The organism is Methylobacterium sp. WL12, from assembly GCF_008039475.1.
Classification (GTDB): domain Bacteria; phylum Pseudomonadota; class Alphaproteobacteria; order Rhizobiales; family Beijerinckiaceae; genus Methylobacterium; species Methylobacterium cerastii.
Genome location: NZ_VRUW01000012.1, coordinates 43,902 through 61,142 on the forward strand (window position 1 = coordinate 43,902; position 17,241 = coordinate 61,142).

At 72.4% G+C, this 17,241-nt stretch carries 15 protein-coding genes and 1 pseudogene; 13 read left to right on the plus strand and 3 right to left on the minus strand.

The features are described from left to right. Positions 1 to 4 precede the first annotated feature (4 nt). The 12 genes from FV226_RS07360 (at position 5) to FV226_RS07410 (ending at position 12,446) form a co-directional block, all read left to right on the plus strand. Positions 5 to 289, plus strand: coding sequence for a HigA family addiction module antitoxin (locus tag FV226_RS07360; RefSeq protein ID WP_147762444.1), 285 nt, complete (start codon positions 5 to 7; stop codon positions 287 to 289). 24 nt (positions 290 to 313) lie between these two features. Next, positions 314 to 1,012 (plus strand): DUF2459 domain-containing protein, encoded by a 699-nt coding sequence (locus FV226_RS07365; protein ID WP_147762386.1) that lies wholly within the window; start codon positions 314 to 316, stop codon positions 1,010 to 1,012. Positions 1,013 to 1,156: 144 nt separating this feature from the next. Further along, a complete protein-coding gene (locus FV226_RS07370) occupies positions 1,157 to 2,707 on the plus strand; it encodes a trypsin-like peptidase domain-containing protein (RefSeq protein ID WP_147762387.1) in 1,551 nt (516 codons plus the stop codon). Positions 2,708 to 2,889: 182 nt separating this feature from the next. After that, a complete protein-coding gene (locus FV226_RS28530) occupies positions 2,890 to 3,201 on the plus strand; it encodes a LysR family transcriptional regulator (RefSeq protein ID WP_246691519.1) in 312 nt (103 codons plus the stop codon). A 12-nt stretch (positions 3,202 to 3,213) separates the two neighbouring features. Beyond that, on the plus strand, positions 3,214 to 3,783 hold the full coding sequence (locus tag FV226_RS28535) for a substrate-binding domain-containing protein (RefSeq protein ID WP_281406028.1): 570 nt from the start codon (positions 3,214 to 3,216) through the stop codon (positions 3,781 to 3,783). 160 nt (positions 3,784 to 3,943) lie between these two features. After that, complete coding sequence (locus FV226_RS07380) at positions 3,944 to 4,753, plus strand: putative hydro-lyase (RefSeq protein WP_147762388.1); 810 nt, start codon at positions 3,944 to 3,946, stop codon at positions 4,751 to 4,753. 106 nt (positions 4,754 to 4,859) lie between these two features. Further along, positions 4,860 to 6,128, plus strand: a complete 1,269-nt coding sequence (locus FV226_RS07385) for an MFS transporter (protein ID WP_147762389.1) — start codon at positions 4,860 to 4,862, stop codon at positions 6,126 to 6,128. Positions 6,129 to 6,154: 26 nt separating this feature from the next. Next, positions 6,155 to 6,916, plus strand: coding sequence for a 5-oxoprolinase subunit PxpA (locus tag FV226_RS07390; protein WP_147762390.1), 762 nt, complete (start codon positions 6,155 to 6,157; stop codon positions 6,914 to 6,916). A 7-nt stretch (positions 6,917 to 6,923) separates the two neighbouring features. Further along, positions 6,924 to 7,676, plus strand: a complete 753-nt coding sequence (locus FV226_RS07395) for an allophanate hydrolase subunit 1 (protein WP_246691521.1) — start codon at positions 6,924 to 6,926, stop codon at positions 7,674 to 7,676. Further along, on the plus strand, positions 7,673 to 8,692 hold the full coding sequence (locus tag FV226_RS07400; protein ID WP_147762392.1) for a biotin-dependent carboxyltransferase family protein: 1,020 nt from the start codon (positions 7,673 to 7,675) through the stop codon (positions 8,690 to 8,692). The genes FV226_RS07395 and FV226_RS07400 overlap by 4 nt, the downstream gene beginning before the upstream one ends. Positions 8,693 to 8,748: 56 nt before the next feature. Then, a complete protein-coding gene (locus FV226_RS07405; protein WP_147762445.1) occupies positions 8,749 to 9,570 on the plus strand; it encodes an FAD binding domain-containing protein in 822 nt (273 codons plus the stop codon). After that, positions 9,567 to 12,446, plus strand: coding sequence for a molybdopterin-dependent oxidoreductase (locus tag FV226_RS07410; protein WP_147762393.1), 2,880 nt, complete (start codon positions 9,567 to 9,569; stop codon positions 12,444 to 12,446). Before FV226_RS07405 ends, FV226_RS07410 begins: the two co-directional genes overlap by 4 nt. Before the next feature lie 3 nt (positions 12,447 to 12,449). On the opposite strand, the gene hydA is transcribed toward FV226_RS07410, so the two are convergent. Continuing rightward, positions 12,450 to 13,859, minus strand: coding sequence for a dihydropyrimidinase (gene hydA, locus FV226_RS07415; RefSeq protein WP_147762394.1), 1,410 nt, complete (start codon positions 13,857 to 13,859; stop codon positions 12,450 to 12,452). 113 nt (positions 13,860 to 13,972) lie between these two features. On the opposite strand from hydA, the pseudogene FV226_RS07420 reads away from it, so the two are divergent. Continuing rightward, a pseudogene (locus FV226_RS07420) lies at positions 13,973 to 15,776 on the plus strand (adenine deaminase C-terminal domain-containing protein). 233 nt (positions 15,777 to 16,009) lie between these two features. Here FV226_RS07420 and rutD read toward each other — a convergent pair. Further along, positions 16,010 to 16,810 (minus strand): pyrimidine utilization protein D, encoded by an 801-nt coding sequence (rutD, locus tag FV226_RS07425; RefSeq protein ID WP_147762395.1) that lies wholly within the window; start codon positions 16,808 to 16,810, stop codon positions 16,010 to 16,012. Beyond that, positions 16,810 to 17,229 carry a pyrimidine utilization protein C gene (gene rutC, locus FV226_RS07430; protein ID WP_147762396.1) on the minus strand — a complete coding sequence of 140 codons (420 nt, stop codon included), beginning with the start codon at positions 17,227 to 17,229 and terminating at the stop codon, positions 16,810 to 16,812. Before rutC ends, rutD begins: the two co-directional genes overlap by 1 nt. Positions 17,230 to 17,241 lie beyond the last annotated feature (12 nt).

Here is a 17,241-nt window from a genome sequence, read left to right on the forward strand (position 1 = left end):
CCCGATGCCGCGCATTTCCACGCATCCCGGCACCATCCTGAACGAAGAATACCTTCTTCCCCTCGGCTTGAGCGCGTCGCGGCTTGCCGCGGACATCGCGGTTCCAGCCAACCGGCTGACCGACATCATTCGGGGCCGCCGCAGCGTGACGGCGGATACCGCGATCCGGCTCGGCCGCCGTTTCGCGACGACACCGCAATTCTGGATGAACCTCCAGACCTCGCACGACCTGTCGAAGGCGGGGGCGACGCACGATTATTCGGCTATCCCGATCCCGGAGCACGCCTGACGCCGACCCGGCGCGGCAACGCCGATGATCCGGAAACGGCTGGGACAAGGGCTCGCCGTCCTCGTCGCCCTGCTCGTCCTCGCCGTGATCCTCACGGCGCGGCCGGGCGACCCGGCGCTGTATCCGCCAAAGGCGGCGGCGCAGGTGATTTACGTGGTCAGCCACGGTTGGCACAGCGGCGTCGCGCTGCCGACCGCGGCGTTGACCGGGCCCGGCGCCGGCTCGGCGTTGCGCGACATCGCCGTGCGGTTCCGCGCCTATCCCACCCTCGAATTCGGCTGGGGCGAGGCCCGGTTCTACGCCGCGACGCCCACGCTCGCGGAGTTCGATTGGCGGCTGGCACTCGATGCGCTGTTCACGCCCGGCGGCAGCGACGGGGTGATCCAGGTGGTCGGCCTCGATGCGGACCCGCGCACGAGCTTTCCCCGCGCCGACATCCTGGCGGTGCCGGTCTCGGCCGCCGGCCTTGAGCGGCTCGTCGCGCGGCTCGAGGCGAGCTTCGCCCGCGTCGACGGCCATCCGGTCGACGTCGGTCCCGGCCTCTACGGGCCGAGCCTGTTCTACAGGGGCGCAGGCCGCTTCTCCTGGACGAACGTGTGCAACCACTGGACCGCCGGGCTCGTCAACGCCGCCGGGCTGCCGGTGGCGCCGGTGATCGCGACGCTGCCGGGCGGGCTCATCCTCGACCTCGAATGGCGCTCCGGGGTGACGGCGGTTCCGTGATGCCGGCGGCCGCCGAGGGCGGACCGGCGAATCTGTCGAAACGGTAATGCGCCGGTCACGGGCGGGTGAGGCGCCGGTCTCTAGAACGAACGCATCGCCCGCTGACGCCGGCGGCGCAGACGATTTCTCCTGGAGACCTATCGCATGTCCGTTCCCCAGACCCGCACCTCCGCCCGATACAGCCGCCGGGCCCTGGCCTCGGTCGCGGCCGCCGCCCTCATCGCCGGCGGCGCCGTCGGCAGCGGCTACCTGCCCGCCGCCACCCCGGCCTTCGCCCAGGCGCTGCCGCAGACGCCGATCGCCGCGCCGGAGCACCCGCCGGGCTCGTTCGCCAACATCGTCGACAAGGTGAAGCCGGGCGTCGTCTCGGTGAAGGTGAAGCTCGACGACTCCGCCTCCAGCGACGACGAGGAAGGCCCGGGCAACCAGCAGGGCCAGAACCTGCAGAACGTCCCGCCGCAGCTGCGCGAATTCTTCAAGCGCTTCGGCCAGAACGGCCAGAACGGCGGCCCGCCCGGCATGCAGCCGCAGCGCCAGGGCCCGCGCGGCGCCGTCGGCTCCGGCTTCATCATCTCGGCCGACGGCTACGTCGTCACCAACAACCATGTCGTCGATCACGCCAAGACGGTGCAGGTGACCCTCGACGACGGCCGGACGCTCGACGCCAAGGTGATCGGCAAGGATTCCAAGACCGACATCGCGCTCCTGAAGATCAAGGATTCCGGCAGCTACCCCTACGTCCAGTTCGGCAAGGCGGCCCCGCGGGTCGGCGACTGGGTGGTGGCGATCGGCAACCCGTTCGGCCTCGGCGGCACGGTGACCGCGGGCATCGTCTCGGCCCGCGGCCGTGACATCGGCGCCGGCCCCTACGACGACTTCCTGCAGATCGACGCGCCGATCAACAAGGGCAATTCCGGCGGCCCGACCTTCAACGTCAACGGCGAGGTCGTGGGCGTGAACACCGCTATCGCCTCGCCGTCGGGCGGCAGCGTCGGCCTCGCCTTCGCCATCCCGTCCGAGACCGTGCAGGCGGTGGTCGACCAGCTCAAGACCGACGGCAAGGTCGCCCGCGGCTACCTCGGCGTGCAGGTCCAGCCGGTGACGCAGGACATCGCCGAGGGTCTCGGCATGGCCAAGCCGAAGGGCGCGCTGATCGACCACGCCGAGGACGGGACGCCGGCGGCCAAGGCCGGCCTCAAGTCCGGCGACGTGATCGAGTCGGTCAACGGCAACCCGATCAACGACGCGAAGGAGCTGTCCCGCAAGATCGCCGGCCTGAAGCCCGGCGCGAAGGTCGAGATCGCCTACCTGCGCGGCGGCAAGTCGGACAACGCGACGATCACGCTCGGCGCGCTCCCGACCGACGGGTCGAAGGTGGCCTCGTCGGATACCGGGATGTCCGGCGGCCAGCCGCGGCTCGGCCTCGGCTTGGCGCCGGCCTCCGAGGTCGGCCTGTCCGACAGCGGCGTCGCGGTGGTGCAGGTCGACCCGGACGGCCCGGCGGCCGCCAAGGGCATCGAGCAGGGCGACGTCATCCTCGACGTCGCCGGCAAGAGCGTGACGCGCCCCTCCGACGTCGCCGAGCAGATCCGCACGGCCGAGGCGAGCGGACGCAAGGCGGTGCTGATGCGGGTGAAGAGCAGCAAGGGCGTGACCCGCTTCGTGGCGATCTCGCTCACCAAGAACGACGGCTGATCCGCCCTCGGTAGATCCTGACGACAGGACGACGCAGGCATCGGCACACCGCCGGTGCCTGCGTCGTCGGCGTTTCCATGTCGTCACGAGAGACATCTTGGCTCGCCCGCCCCGGCGGCGCGCGATATGCTTGGTTCCTCGCCTGCGCACGAGCGCCGGGACCAGCGCCGGATTGTTGCGAGATGGCCGATTTCCGGAGCCTCGAGGTCTTCTACTGGGTCGCGACGCTGTCCAGCTTCCGCCGGGCGAGCGAGCAGGTGAACACGACCCAGCCCGCCGTGTCGCAGCGCATCGCCGCGCTGGAGCACGAATACGGCACGCTGTTCGAGCGCCGCAGCCGCGACGTCGCGCTGACGGAGCGCGGGCGGGTGCTGTTCGGGTTCGCCGAGCGGTTCCTGTCGCTCCAGGCGGAGATGGGGGCGGCCCTGGCGGAAACCGGCCGCACGATGGGGACGCTGCGGCTCGGCGTCTCCGAGACGATCGTCCACCTCTAGCTGTCGCGGTTCATCGAGCGGATGCGGGCGGCCCTGCCGGGGATCAGCGTCGACATCGCCGTCGACATCTCGCCGAACATGCAGGCGGCGCTCGCCGCCAACGAGATCGACCTCGCCTTCCTCGTCGGGCCGATCACCCTGCCGAGCCTCGCCAACCGGCCGCTCTTCAGCATCCCGGTCGCCTGGATCGCCGCGCCGGGGCTGGTGCCGGAGGATGGGCCCTTGAGCCTCGGGGCGCTGATCCGCCATCCCCTGATCACCTACCCCCGGAACACCGGCCCCTACGTCGAGCTGCGCGACCTCGTGCTTCGGGCGAACCTGCTGCCCAGCCAGATCCACACCAGCGCGTCGCTGGCGACGATCGTGAAGATGGGGATCGAGCGGCTGGGGATCTGCGTGATTCCGCCGGCCGTCGTCCGGGACGAGCTGGCGGCCGGGGCGCTGCGGATCCTGCCCGCCGAGCAATCCCTCTCGGACCTGAACTTCACCGCCACCTTCGCCAAGCGTCCCGACGCGCACTTCGTCGCCGCCGCCGCGCGCATCGCGCAGGAGGTCGCCGCGGATTGGGCCGCGGGCCGATAAGCGGATCGGGCCGCTGGCCGATAAGGCGAGGTTATCGCGCCTCATTCGCAATGACGATTGGCGCGGAAAGAAGCGCGATGCGAACCTGCCTATCGAGACGGCAGAGACCCGATCGGGTCGATGCCCGCGCCCTCCGGGCGTCGAGATCAGGAGGCGTGCGGTGACCCTGCATTTCCACCCTTCCCCCGCCGCCTATGCGGATGCGCGCGCGGCCCGGCGCGCCATCCGAAACGGGGAATGGCGCGGGCACACGTCCGGCCTCGCTCCGGCCCACGTCCAGGGCAACCTGATGATCCTGCCGCAGGCGCTGGCGCAGGACTTCCAGACCTTCTGCCAGCAGAACCCGAAGCCCTGCCCGGTGCTCGGCGTCTCCCGGCCCGGCGCCCGCGACCTCCCCGCGCTCGGCGCCGACCTGGACCTCGCCACCGACGTGCCGGGCTACGTCGTCTACGAGGACGGCGAGAAGGTCGCCGAGGTGGGCGACCTGACGCCCCTGTGGCGCGACGACTTCGTGACCTTCGTCCTCGGGTGCTCGTTCTCGTTCGAGTCGGCGCTGATCGAAGCCGGCATCCCCCTTCGCCACGTCGCGCAAGGGCGCAACGTCGCGATGTACAAGACGTCGATCCCGACCCAGCCCGCCGGCCCGTTCCACGGACCGCTCGTGGTCTCGATGCGGCCGATGCGGGCGGCCGACGCGATCAAGGCGGTGCAGGTGACGGCGCGGGTGCCCGCCGTGCACGGCGCCCCCGTCCACCTCGGCGACCCGAGCCTGATCGGCATCGCCGACATCGCCAAGCCGGATTTCGGCGACGCGATCGACATCGCGCCCGACGAGATCCCGGTCTTCTGGGCCTGCGGGGTGACGCCCCAGGCGGTGGCGATGGCCGCGCGCCTGCCGCTGTGCATCACCCACGCCCCCGGCCTGATGCTGATCACCGACCTATTGAACCGGGACCTGCCGTACCGCTGAGGCCAAACCCGGCTTCGCTGAAGCCGCCGCATGCTTCGGCGAGCCGGCGCGCCGACACGCACCATGAAGACATGACCCGATCCCACCCGAGAACGTGAGCAATGCCATGTGGTTGAAAGACACGAGCCCGCCGGAAAGACGCGTCCTGGCCGCCGCCTTCGCCGGATACGGCATCGATGCCTTCGACTACATGATCTACACCTTCCTCATACCGACGCTGGTGATCGTGTGGGGGCTGACGACGGTCCAGGCCGGCAACATCGCCACCGCCGCGCTCGTCACCTCGGCGGTGGGCGGCTGGGCCGCGGGCATCCTCGCCGACCGGTACGGGCGGGTCGTCGTGCTACAGGGGACCGTGCTGTGGTTCACCGTGTTCACGGTGCTGTCCGGGTTCACGCATTCCTACGAGCAGTTGCTGTTCACCCGCGCCATGCAGGGCTTCGGTTTCGGCGGCGAATGGTCGGTCGGCTCGGTGCTGATCGCCGAGACGATCCAGGCGCGCTACCGCGGCAAGGCGGTCGGCCTCGTCCAGTCGAGCTGGGCGGTGGGCTGGGCCGTCGCAGCCATCGCCTTCTGGGCGGTCTTCGCCCTGGTCGAGCCGGCGTCCGGCTGGCGCATCCTGTTCTGGATCGGGGCGGTGCCCTCGGTGCTGATCTTCTGGATCCGCCGCAACATCGAGGATCCGGAGGTCTACCGGCAGACCCGCTCGGCCATGCACGCGGTCGGCGACCGCGGCAACTTCCTGGAGATCTTCTCCCGAGACCTCATCGGCCGGACGGCGCTCGCGAGCCTCCTCGCCACCGGGATGCAGGGCGGCTACTATGCCGTCACGACCTGGCTGCCGACCTATCTCAAGACCGAGCGCAACCTCTCGGTGCTCAACACCAGTGGCTACCTGCTGATGCTGATCTTCGGCTCCTTCCTCGGCTACCTGACGAGCGCCTACCTCTCCGACCGGATCGGCCGCCGCAAGGGCTTCATCCTGTTCGGGTTCTGCGCCGGCCTGCTCGTGCTCGGCTACACCCTGGCGCCGATCACCGACACGGCGATGCTGTTCCTGGGCTTTCCGCTCGGCTTCTTCCTGTCCGGCGTCTTCTCCGGCATGGGCGCCTACCTCAGCGAGCTGTTCCCGAGCCGCGTCAGGGGGTCGGCGCAGGGGTTCTGCTACAATTTCGGCCGGGCGACCGGGGCGGCCTGCCCGGCGCTGGTCGCGCATCTGTCCGGATCGCTGAAGCTGGGCATCGCCATCGGGGTCGTGGCGGCCAGCGCCTATTGCCTCGTGATCCTGGCGGCCCTCCTGCTCCCCGAGACCGCCGGCCGCGAGCTCGACGCAGACGGGGCGATCCCGGCCGTGACAATGCCGGCGGCGGCGTGACCAGCGACGGGACGGGAGCAGCGGACATGGCGAGCGTCGACCTGAACTCCGACCTCGGCGAGGGCTTCGGCGCCTACGCCTGCGGCGACGACGCGGCGATGCTCGGCATCGTCACCTCGGCCAACGTCGCCTGCGGGATGCATGCGGGCGACCCCGAGATCATGGCCGAAACCTTCGCGCGCGCGAAAGCGAACGGCGTCGCGGTGGGAGCCCATCCGGGCTTCCCCGACCTCTGGGGCTTCGGGCGGCGGCGGATGCCGTTCAACCCGCCCGAGATCGAGCGCCTCGTCGCCTACCAGGTCGGGGCCGCGCAGGCGCTCGCGACTTACGCCGGCCACCGCGTCACCTACGTGAAGGCGCACGGGGCGCTCGCCAACCTCGCCGCCGCCGAGCGCGTGGTCGCCGACGCCATCGCCCGGGCGGTGCGGGCCGTCGACCGCGACCTCGCGCTGCTCGCCATCGCCCTCACCGCGCAGGTGCCGGCCGGCGAGGCGGCGGGCCTCGAGATCCACCAGGAGATCTTCGCCGACCGCGGCTACACAGAGGACGGGCAGCTCATCGCCCGCGGCCAACCCGGCGCAATGATCGAGAGCGCGGAGGAGGCGGCGAGCCGCGTCCTCGCGATGGTGGAATCCGGCGCGATCGTGACGGCGCAGGGCACCCGCCTGCCGACGCCGATCCGCTCGGTCTGCGTCCACGGCGATTCCGCCGATGCGGTCGCCACCGCCCGCGCCGTGCGGGAAAAGCTCGAAGGCGCCGGCATCCGGCTCGCCTCGTTCCGGGCCTGAGGCGGTGGTGCAGACCCTACGCCTGCTCGATGCCGGGGAGGCGGCCCTCGTCGCCGAGTTCGGAAGCACCGTCGACCCGGCGATCAACGACCGGGTCCTGGCGCTCGACGCGGCGTTGCGCGCCGACCCGCCCGAAGGCGTCCGCGAGACCGTGCCGACCTACCGCTCGCTGATGATCCACTACGATCCGCTGGTGCTGAGCCGCGAGGCACTGGCTGGGCGCGTCATGGCGCTCGCCGACGGCGCGAACGCGAGCCGGGCAGCGCCGACCCTGTGGACGCTGCCCTGCTGCTACGCCGAGACCAGCGACGGCGAGCCCTGCGGCGAGGACGTCGCCGCCATCGCCGCGCTCACCGGCCTCTCGCCGGAGCGGGTGGCCGCGTTGCATGCGGGCGCCACCTACCGGGTCTACATGTACGGGTTCGCGCCGGGCTTCGCCTATCTCGGCGGCCTGCCGAAGGCGCTCGCGGTGCCGCGCCGAGCCAAGCCCCGGCCGCCGCATCCGGCCAACGCCCTGCTGGTCGGCGGCGGCCTGGCCGCGGTCGGGACCGTGCCGATGCCGACCGGCTGGTACGTGATCGCGCGGTCGCCCGCCCGCCTCTACGCGCCGGAGCGCGACGAGACCTTCCCGGTCGCGGCCGGCGACCGCATCCGCTTCGAGCCGGTCGACGCCGTGACCTATGCCGCCCTGGAACGACGCGCCGCCGCGGGCGAGGTCGTGGCCCGGCGCGAGTCCTTCGCCGAGGAGGCCACGCCGTGAGCCCGCACCTCGCGATCCTCGCCGCCGGCCCGAGCGTCACGCTCCAGGATGCCGGCCGCCACGGATACCTGCGCTACGGCATCACCGCCGCCGGGCCGATGGACCCGCTCGCCTTCGCCACCGCCAACCGCGCCGCCGGCAACCCGGAAGGCGCGACCGCGATCGAGGTCTCGACCGGCGGCATCACCGTCGCGGCGGAGGGCGGTCCACTCGGCCTCGTCCTGGCGAGCACGGGCTTTCGCGTCGCCCTCGACGGTCAGGCGCTTCCGGCGTCCGTCGCGCTGACCTTGGAGCCGGGCCGGACGCTCGCCGTGCGGGCGGGCGCGGCCGGCGCCTGGTGCTACATCGCCGTATGCGGCCGGGTCGCCGTCGCGCCGACGCTCGGCTCGACCGCGACCCACACCCGGTCCGGCCTCGGCGGGCTCGACGGGCGTGCGCTCGCGGCCGGCGACAGGCTCGCCGTCGAGGAGGCCCGCGCCGGCGCCGGCGATGCGCAGGCCCTGGTCGCGCCCTGGCTCGACCGGCCGGCGGAGGTGATCCGCGTCGTGCTCGGACCGCAGGACGACGCCTTCGCGCCGGACCAGATCGCAGCCTTCCTCGCCGGCCTGTGGACGGTCGGCGGGCGCGGCGACCGCATGGCCTGCTTCCTCGACGGCCCGCGCCTGACCCATGCGCGCGGCCACGACATCGTTTCGGACGGCATCGCCATGGGCGCGATCCAGGTGCCGGGCGAGGGCCTGCCGATCGTGCTGATGGCCGACCGCCAGTCGACCGGCGGCTACCCGAAGATCGCGACCGTGATCGGCCCCGACTTCGGGCGGCTGGCGCAGGCCCAGGCCGGCGCGCGGCTGCGCTTCTCCGCCGTCTCGGTCGCCGAGGCCGTCGCCGCCCGCCGGGCGGAGGCCGCCTGCCTCGTCCCCGACATCCAAACGGAGCCGGTGATCCGTACCGCGTTCCCGTCCGAGCTGCTGCTCGGCCTCAACCTCGTGGGCGGCGTGATCGACGCGAAGGGGTGATGGTGCGACGCCAGCCGCGCAAGCGGTTGGACGAAGACTTGCTTGGGCACGGCGACATGGATCTCGACACGATCACCTCCGTCCTGACGCCGCGGGAGCCCGGTGCGCTGCCGGGCTGGCGCCCGGGCGACGCATGGCTCGCCGGCGGCACCTGGCTGTTCTCTGAGCCGCAGCCGCATCTGGCCCGGCTGATCGACCTCACCGGCCTGGCGCTGCCGCCGAGCGCGGCGACCGAGGCCGCTTTGAGCCTGTCGGCCACCTGCACCATCGCCGCCCTCGACCGCATCGAGTTGCCGCGGGCCTGGATCGCCGCGCCGCTGGTCGGGCAGTGCTGCCGGGCGCTGCTCGGCTCGTTCAAGATCTGGAACCGGGCCACGGTCGGCGGCAACCTCTGCCTCGCCTTGCCTGCCGGGCCGATCATCGCACTCGGCGTGGCGCTGGACGGCGTCTGCACCATCCGCACCGGCGCGGGCGGCGAGCGCCGCATGGCGGTAGCCGACTTCGTGCTCGGGCCGCAGACGGCCGCGCTCGCCCCGGACGAGGTCCTGCTGCGCCTCGACATGCCGGCGGCGGCCCTACGGCGGCGCACGGCCTTCCGCCGGATCTCGCTCAGCCCGAACGGCCGCTCCGGCGCCCTGCTGATCGGGACGCGGGACGCCGACGGCACGTTCGCCCTCACCGTCACGGCCGCCACCCGCCGCCCGGTGCGCCTCGCCTTCCCGAGATCGCCGGGCGCGGACGACCTCGCCGACGCCATCGCCGCGGGAATCGACGACGCGCTCTGGTACGACGACGTGCACGGCGCGCCGGACTGGCGGCGCCACGTCACCGGCCTGCTCGCCGAGGAGATCCGAGCCGAACTCGGGGACGCCGCATGAGGATCGTCGTCAACGGCCACGCCGAGGAGGTCGCCCCGCGCCCCGGCCAGTGCCTGCGCACCCTGCTGCGCGAGCGCGGCTGGTTCGGCGTCAAGAAGGGGTGCGACGCCGGCGATTGCGGCGCCTGCACGGTCCACCTCGACGGCGAGCCGATCCACAGCTGCCTCCTGCCGGCGTTCCGGGCCGGAGGGCGCGAGGTCACCACCATCGAGGGCCTGTCCGGCCCGTGCCGGCCGGGGCAAGGGGCATTGGATCGGGCGCCCGATGCCCAGCACCCGATGCAGGCGGCCTTCGTCGCGGCGCAGGGCTTCCAGTGCGGGTTCTGCACGCCGGGCATGATCATGACGGCGGCGGCCCTCGACCAGGGCCAGAAGCGCGACCTCGGCACGGCGCTGAAGGGCAACCTCTGCCGCTGCACCGGCTACCGCGCCATCCGCGACGCCATCGCCGGCATCGCCTCCGCCGAGGCGGCGAGCTTGCGCGACCCGATCGGCCGCAGCGTGCCCGCGCCCGCAGCGCCTGACGTGGTCTCGGGGCGCGCCGCCTACACCTTCGACCTGTCGATGCCGGGCCTGCTGCACATGAAGGTGCTGCGCTCCGAGCACCCGCACGCGCGGATCGTCGCGATCGACCGCGCGGCTGCCCTGGCGCTGCCCGGGATCGTCGCGATCTTCACCCATGCGGACGTGCCGGAGGCGCGCTTCTCCACCGGCCGCCACGAGAACCCGGCCGACGACGCGCCCGACACCCGCGTGCTCGACGACGTGGTGCGCTTCGTCGGCCAGCGCGTCGCCGCGGTGGTCGCCGAGACCGAAGCCGCGGCCGAGGCCGGCGTGCGGGCGCTCAAGGTCGACTATGCGCCGTTGCCGGCGGTGTTCGATCCGGATGAGGCGATGCGGCCCGACGCGCCGCGCGTCCACGCCGCCGTCCCGGCGGGCGCGGACGCGCCGCCGCTAGAAGCCCGCGCGAACCTCGCGGCCGAGGCGCACGGCCTCGTCGGCGACGTCGAGGCGGGGTTCGCCGAGGCGGATCACGTCTACGAGGGCACCTACCGCTCGCAGCGCGTGCAGCACGCCCACCTCGAGACCCACGGCGCGATCGGCTGGCGCGATCCCGACGGCCGCCTCGTGATCCGCTCCTCCACGCAGGTGCCGTTCCTGACCCGCGACGCGCTCTGCGCCCTGTTCGGGCTCGACCGGTCGCAGGTGCGGGTGATGGCGGGCCGCGTCGGCGGCGGCTTCGGCGGTAAGCAGGAGATGCTCACCGAGGACCTGGTCGCGCTGGCGGTGCTCCGCACCGGGCGCCCGGTGAAGTGGGAGTTCACCCGCCGGGAGCAGTTCGTCGCCACCACCACCCGCCACCCGATGCGCGTCCGGGTGAAGCTCGGCGCGAAGGCCGACGGCACGCTGACCGCGATCCAGCTCGACGTGGTCTCGAACACCGGCGCCTACGGCAACCATGCCGGCGGCGTGCTCCACCACGGCACCAACGAGGTGATCGGCGCCTACCGCTGCCCGAACAAGCGCGTCGACGGCTACGCCGTCTACACCCACACCCTGCCGGCCGGGGCCTTCCGCGGCTACGGCCTCAGCCAGACGATCTTCGCCGTCGAATCGGCGCTGGACGAGCTCGCCCGCGACCTCGGCCTCGACCCCTACGCGATGCGCCGCCGCAACGCGGTGCGGCCCGGCGACCCGATGGTCTCGACGAGCCTCGAACCGCACGACGTCGAATACGGCAGCTACGGCCTCGACCAGTGCCTCGACCTCGCCGAGCGGGCGATGGCGGCGCCTTCCAGCGACCCGGCCCCGGAGGGCTGGCGCGTCGGCGAGGGCATGGCGATGGCGATGATCGACACGATCCCGCCGCGCGGGCATTTTTCGGACGCGCGGATCGGGCTGCGCGGGGACGCAAGCGATCGCGGGTCCCCTCTCCCAGGGGGAGAGGGACGGGATGAGGGGCGTGACCTCTCCGGCATGGTCTCATCCCTCACCCCAACCCTCTCCCGCACGGGAGAGGGGGTCCGTCGCGTTGATGGCGCCCCTTCCGGCGGCACCATCTACGACCTCTCCGTCGGCACGGCCGAATTCGGCAACGGCACCACCACCGTGCATGCGCAGATCGCGTCTGCGGCGCTCGGCACCACGCCGGACCGCATCCGCATCCGCGCCTCCGACACCGACGCAGTCGGCCACGATACGGGCGCCTACGGCAGCACCGGCATCGTCGTGGCGGGGCGCGCGACGCTGAACGCCGCGGAGGCGCTGGCCCGCGCGATCCTGACCCGGGCCGCGGCGAAGGCGGGCGTCGCGCCCGCCGACTGCCGCCTCGAGGCCGACCATGTTGTCGTCCCGGGCGGTCGCGTCGCGTTGGCCGACCTGATCGCGGAAGGTCCGCTCGAAGCGGAGGGGCGGGCCGACGGCTCGCCGCGCTCGGTCGCCTTCAACGTCCAGGCGTTCCGGGTCGCGGTGCATCCGGGCACCGGCGAGGTCCGCATCCTGCGCAGCGTCCACGCGGCCGACGCGGGGCGGGTGATCAACCCGATGCAGTGCCGCGGGCAGGTCGAGGGCGGCGTCGCGCAGGCGCTCGGCGCGGCGCTCTACGAGGACTTGCGCCTCGACGCGGAAGGCCGCGTGACCACGCAGACCTTCCGCAACTACCACATCCCCGCCTGCGCCGACGTGCCGGCGACGGAGGTGCTGTTCGCTGACACCCACGACAGCGTCGGCCCGCTCGGCGCGAAATCGATGAGCGAGAGCCCGTTCAACCCGGTCGCCCCGGCGCTCGCCAACGCGATCCGCGACGCCACCGGCGCGCGGCTGACCGCGACCCCGTTCGCACCGGACCGGATCTTTCGGAGCGTCGGCACGCGTTGAGCCTCAGCCCGGTGCGAGGCTCCGGTCGAGGACGCGGCCTTGGCCCGGCTCGGACAGCACCCGGCCATCCTCGGCGATCACCCGCCCGCGGGCGATGGTCATCACCGGCCAGCCGGTCACCTGGAACCCTTCCCAGGGCGTGTAGTCGGCGCCGTGATGGAGGGCGGCTTGGCGGATCGTCTCGCGGCGGTTCGGGTCCCACAGGGTCAGGTCGGCGTCGAAGCCGGGGCCGATCGAGCCTTTGCGCGGATATAGGCCGTAGAGCTTGGCGTGGTTCGTGGCGGTGAGCGCGGCGAACTGGTTCAGCGTGATCCGCCCCGTCGACACGCCCTCCGAGAACAGAACCGGCAACCGGGTCTCGATGCCGGGGATGCCGTTCGGGATCCAGCGGAAGGAGGTTTTTCCGCGCGGGTTCAACTTGCCGGCGGGGTCGTCGTAGCGGAACGGGCAGTGGTCGGAGGAGACCACGTCGAACACCCCGCGCTGCAGGCCGGACCAGATCGCCGCCTGGCTCGCGGCGTCCCGCGGGGGCGGCGAGCAGACGTACTTCGCGCCCGACATCGGGTCGTCGCCGATCCCCTTCATGTCGTCGGCCGTGAGCGTCAGGTATTGCGGGCAGGTCTCGGCGTGGATCTTGAGGCCGCGCCCCTGCGCCCACGCGATCTGCTCCATCGCCTGCTCGCCCGAGACGTGGACGATGACGATGTCGAGGTCGACGAGCTCGGCGTGGCTGATCGCCCGGTGCGCCGCCTCGCGCTCGACCAGTTGCGGCCGCGACAGTGCATGACCGAACGGCCGGGTCTCGCCGGCCTTCTCCAGGCGTTCGCTGAGGTAGCGGATCGCGTCGTAGCCCTCGGCGTGGACCATCACGCGGGCGCCCTCGCGCCGGGCCACGTCGAACACGTCGAGGATCTGGCGGTCGTTCAGGACGAGGTCGTCGTAAGTCATGAACACCTTGAACGAGGTGTAGCCGGCGGCGATCAGCGCCGGCAGCTCCTGGCCGAGCACCGCCTCGGTCGGGTCCGAGACGATCAGGTGGATCGCCACGTCGACGTGGCACTGCCCCTCCGCCAGCGCGCGATAGGCCTCGGCCGCCTTGCGCAGGGACCCGCCCCGCGGCTGCAACGCGAACGGCATCACGCAGGTGTTGCCGCCGGCCGCCGCCGCGCGGGTCGCCGAGGCGAAGTCGTCGGCCATGACGATGCCGGGGCCGGAGGGCTGCGCGATGTGGACGTGGCTGTCGATGCCGCCCGGCAGCACCAAGAGGCCGGACGCGTCGACAGTGCGGGCGGCATCCGCCACCCGCTCGGCGACAGTGACGATGCGGCCGTCGCGGATGCCGATCTCGGCGCGGAGCGTGTCGGCGGCGGTGACGACGGTGCCGCCGCGGATCGCGAGGTCGAATTCGGGCATTGTCCTGCGTAACCTCGTCCGTGGACCCTGGTGAGGCGGGCCGGTCCGCAAGGCCCTGGCACGATGCGTGCCCCGGTAGCCCGCATCCGCCGAAGACCGATCCGGGAGCCCCGATGTCCCAAAGCCCACTGAACCGCTTCTCCGTCGCGCCGCTCGCGACGATGACGCGCCGCCTGGCCGACGTGGCGTCGGGCCGGGCCGAGCCCGATCTGGTGATCGCAGGCGCGCGGGTACTCTCGACCTATTCCGACCGCATCCTGCCCGAGCGCGAGATCTGGGTCGCGGGCGGCCGCATCGCCGCGGTGAAGCCCGCCGGCAGCCATCGCGGCGGCGCAGCGCGGTTCGATGCGGGCGGCGGCCTGATCGCGCCGGGCCTCGTCGACCCGCACCTGCACATCGAGAGCAGCATGGTCACCGCCTGCGCCTACGCGGAAGCCGCGTTGCTCAACGGCACGACGACGATCGTCTGCGACAGCCACGAGATCGGCAACGTGCTCGATGCCGACGGCGTCGCCTGGATGCTGGAGGATGCCCGCGAGGCCCCGCTCAACATCTACCTCACGGTGCCGAGCACGGTGCCGGCGACGCGGCCGGAGCTGGAGACCGCGGGCGGCGACCTCACCGCCGAGAAGATCGCCGCCCTGTTCGACGCCTGGCCCGAGGCCGTGGGCTTGGGCGAGAAGATGGACTTCGTCGCGGTCGCGGAGGGCGACCCGCGCGCGCACGCGATCATCGCGGCATCGCTCTCGCGCGGGCGCCCGGTCTCGGGCCACATCTACGGCCGGGACTTCGTCGCGGCCTACGCCGCGTCCGGCGTCACCGACACCCACGAGGCGATCGACCGCGACATCGCCGACGACCTGCTCGACGCCGGCGTCTGGATTTTCCTGCGCGGCGGGCCGCCCACCACCCCGTGGCACTCGCTGCCGAAGGCGATCGGTACGGTCATCGACTACGGTGCCGCAGGCAAGCGGGTCTGCTGCTGCACCGACGACCGCGACGCGGAAGACCTCCTCGCCTACGGGCTCGACTGGGTGGTGCGGGAGGCGGTGCGGATGGGCATCCCGAAGCCCGCGGCCTGGTCGATGGGCTCGCTGCACCCCGCGACCCGCTACGGCCTCGACGGCGAGATCGGAGGCCTCGGCGGCGGCCGCCGGGCCGACCTCGTTCTGCTGGACGACGACCTCGTGCCGCAATCGACCTGGTACGGCGGCGAGCTGGTGGTCGAGAACCGCACGGTGACACCCCGCCTCGACGCGGCCCTGTCGCGTCCCTACCGCTACCCGGCCCGGGCCTACGCCACCGTCCATCTGCCCGACCCGGTGCCGGCGCTGGTCCCGGCGCTGCCGGCGGCGCCCTGCACGGTCAACGCGATCCGCACGACGCTGCCGGGCATCGAGCTCATGCACGAGCGCGTGGCCCTGAACCCCGCTGGGGACTGGGCGGCGACGCTCGCGGGACACGACCTGTGCCACGTCGCCGTGGTGGAGCGGCACGGATTCGGCGGCCACACGGCACGGGCTGCTGCGGGCCTTCGGGATGAAGCGGGGCGCGGTGGCGAGCAGCGTCGGCCACGATTCGCACAACCTGATCGTCGCCGGGCTGAACGAGGCCGACATGCGCGTCGCGGTCGAGGCCGTCGCGGCGCATCAGGGCGGGGTCTGCGTCGTCGAGGACGGCGCGGTCGTCGCGATGGTGCCGCTGCCGGTGGCCGGCCTACTCTCGGACAAGCGGGTCGGCGCCGTCGCCGAGGAGGTCCGCGCCCTCAAGGTCGCCTGGGAGCGGGCCGGCTGCACCATCCCCTATATGGGCTTCAACCTGATCCCACTCTCGGTGATCCCTCAGATCCGCATCACCGACAAGGGCTTGGTGCTGGTGCCGGAGATGCGTCAGGTGCCGCTGTTCGAGCCGGCCTGAGAGGGCGTCGAGCCCACGCCCTTCGCCGGCACGCCGTTTTCCCGGAAGCCTGGAGCGTCAGCGGAAGGCGATCCGGGAACCAGCAGAAGGAAGGGCCGCACCAGCGGCTCGATACGAACGGCGCAAGGCTTACGAACGGCGCAAGGGTTTCCGACGCTTCGCGACGCTTTTCCGCTGGGTCCCGGATCGGGTTCCGCTGACGCTTCACCCGTCCGGGAAAACGGGTGCGGCCGTCATCGAAGATCGGACATCGCGGTGACCCGCACTCGACCCAGGAAGGCGAGCAGCGTCCGGTTGAACGCCTCGGCCCGCGTGACGCTGTGGGCGTGGCCGCCCTCCGGCACTAGGTCGAGGCGGGCGTTGGCGAGGCCGGCGGCGAGGCGTTCGGAGGCCGTATAGGGCACCAGCACGTCGTCGCGGGCCGCCATCACCAGGGTCTCGTGGGGGATCGCGCCGAGCCGGCCTTCGAGCGTGAAGCGCTCCAGCGCGGCGATCCGCGCGAGCACCGTCTCGGGGCCGGGGAAATGCGCCAGCGCATGCGCCTCGTCCGACGCGACCCGCGTGGCGTTCTCGGAGAGCCACGGGGCCGGATAGAGGAAGATCGCCTGCGCCCGGACGAAGGCCTCCGGGCCGGCCTGGTTCAGGAGCGCCTTGCGGGCGGAAAAGCACCGCAGCGTCGCGGAATCGATCGCGTCCCAGCCGTTGACGACGACGATGCGCCCGACGCGGGTGGGGTGGGTCAGCGCCAGCTGCAGGGCGATCAGCCCGCCGAGCGCGTGCCCGACCACGTCCGCGGTCTCGGTGCCGGTGGCGTCGAGGACGGCCAGCGCGTCCTCGGCCATCGCCGCGATGTCGTGGCCGGGCTCGAGCGCGCCCTTCGAGCGGCCAGTGCCGCGGTGGTCGTAGGTCAGGACCCGGAAGTGCGGGACCAAAGCGGGCATCTGCGGCGCGAAGTAGCCCGCCATCCCGCCGAGCCCCGGGGAGAGCAGGACGGTGCGCGCGCCGGAGCCCGCGACGTCGTGGTGGACCGGCATCAGACCGAGGTGTCGACGGCGAGCGCGCCGACCGGGTGGCCGACATGCGCCACCGAGGCGATCTCCACCAGGGCGTCCGGCTTCACCAGCCCGCACTGGATGCAGTAGCGCGCCGGCTTCTGGGCGGGGAAGTACTCGGCGTAGACCGCGTTGATCGCGGCGTAGTCGGCCCAGTCCTTGAGGAAGACGTGGTTGAAGGTCACGTCGTCCATGGTGCCGCCGGCGGCCGTCACGACGCCCTTGATCGTCTCCAGCACGTGGCGCGTCTGGGCGGCGGCGTCGCCCACGTGGACGACGTTGGCGTCGGCGTCGAGCGGCAGGGTGCCGGAGACGTAGAGCACGCCGTCCGCAAGCGTTCCGGGGACGTAGGGCGCCAGCGGCTTGCCGGTGCCGGGCGGGATCACGACGGTCTTGGGCATTTCTTTGGGACT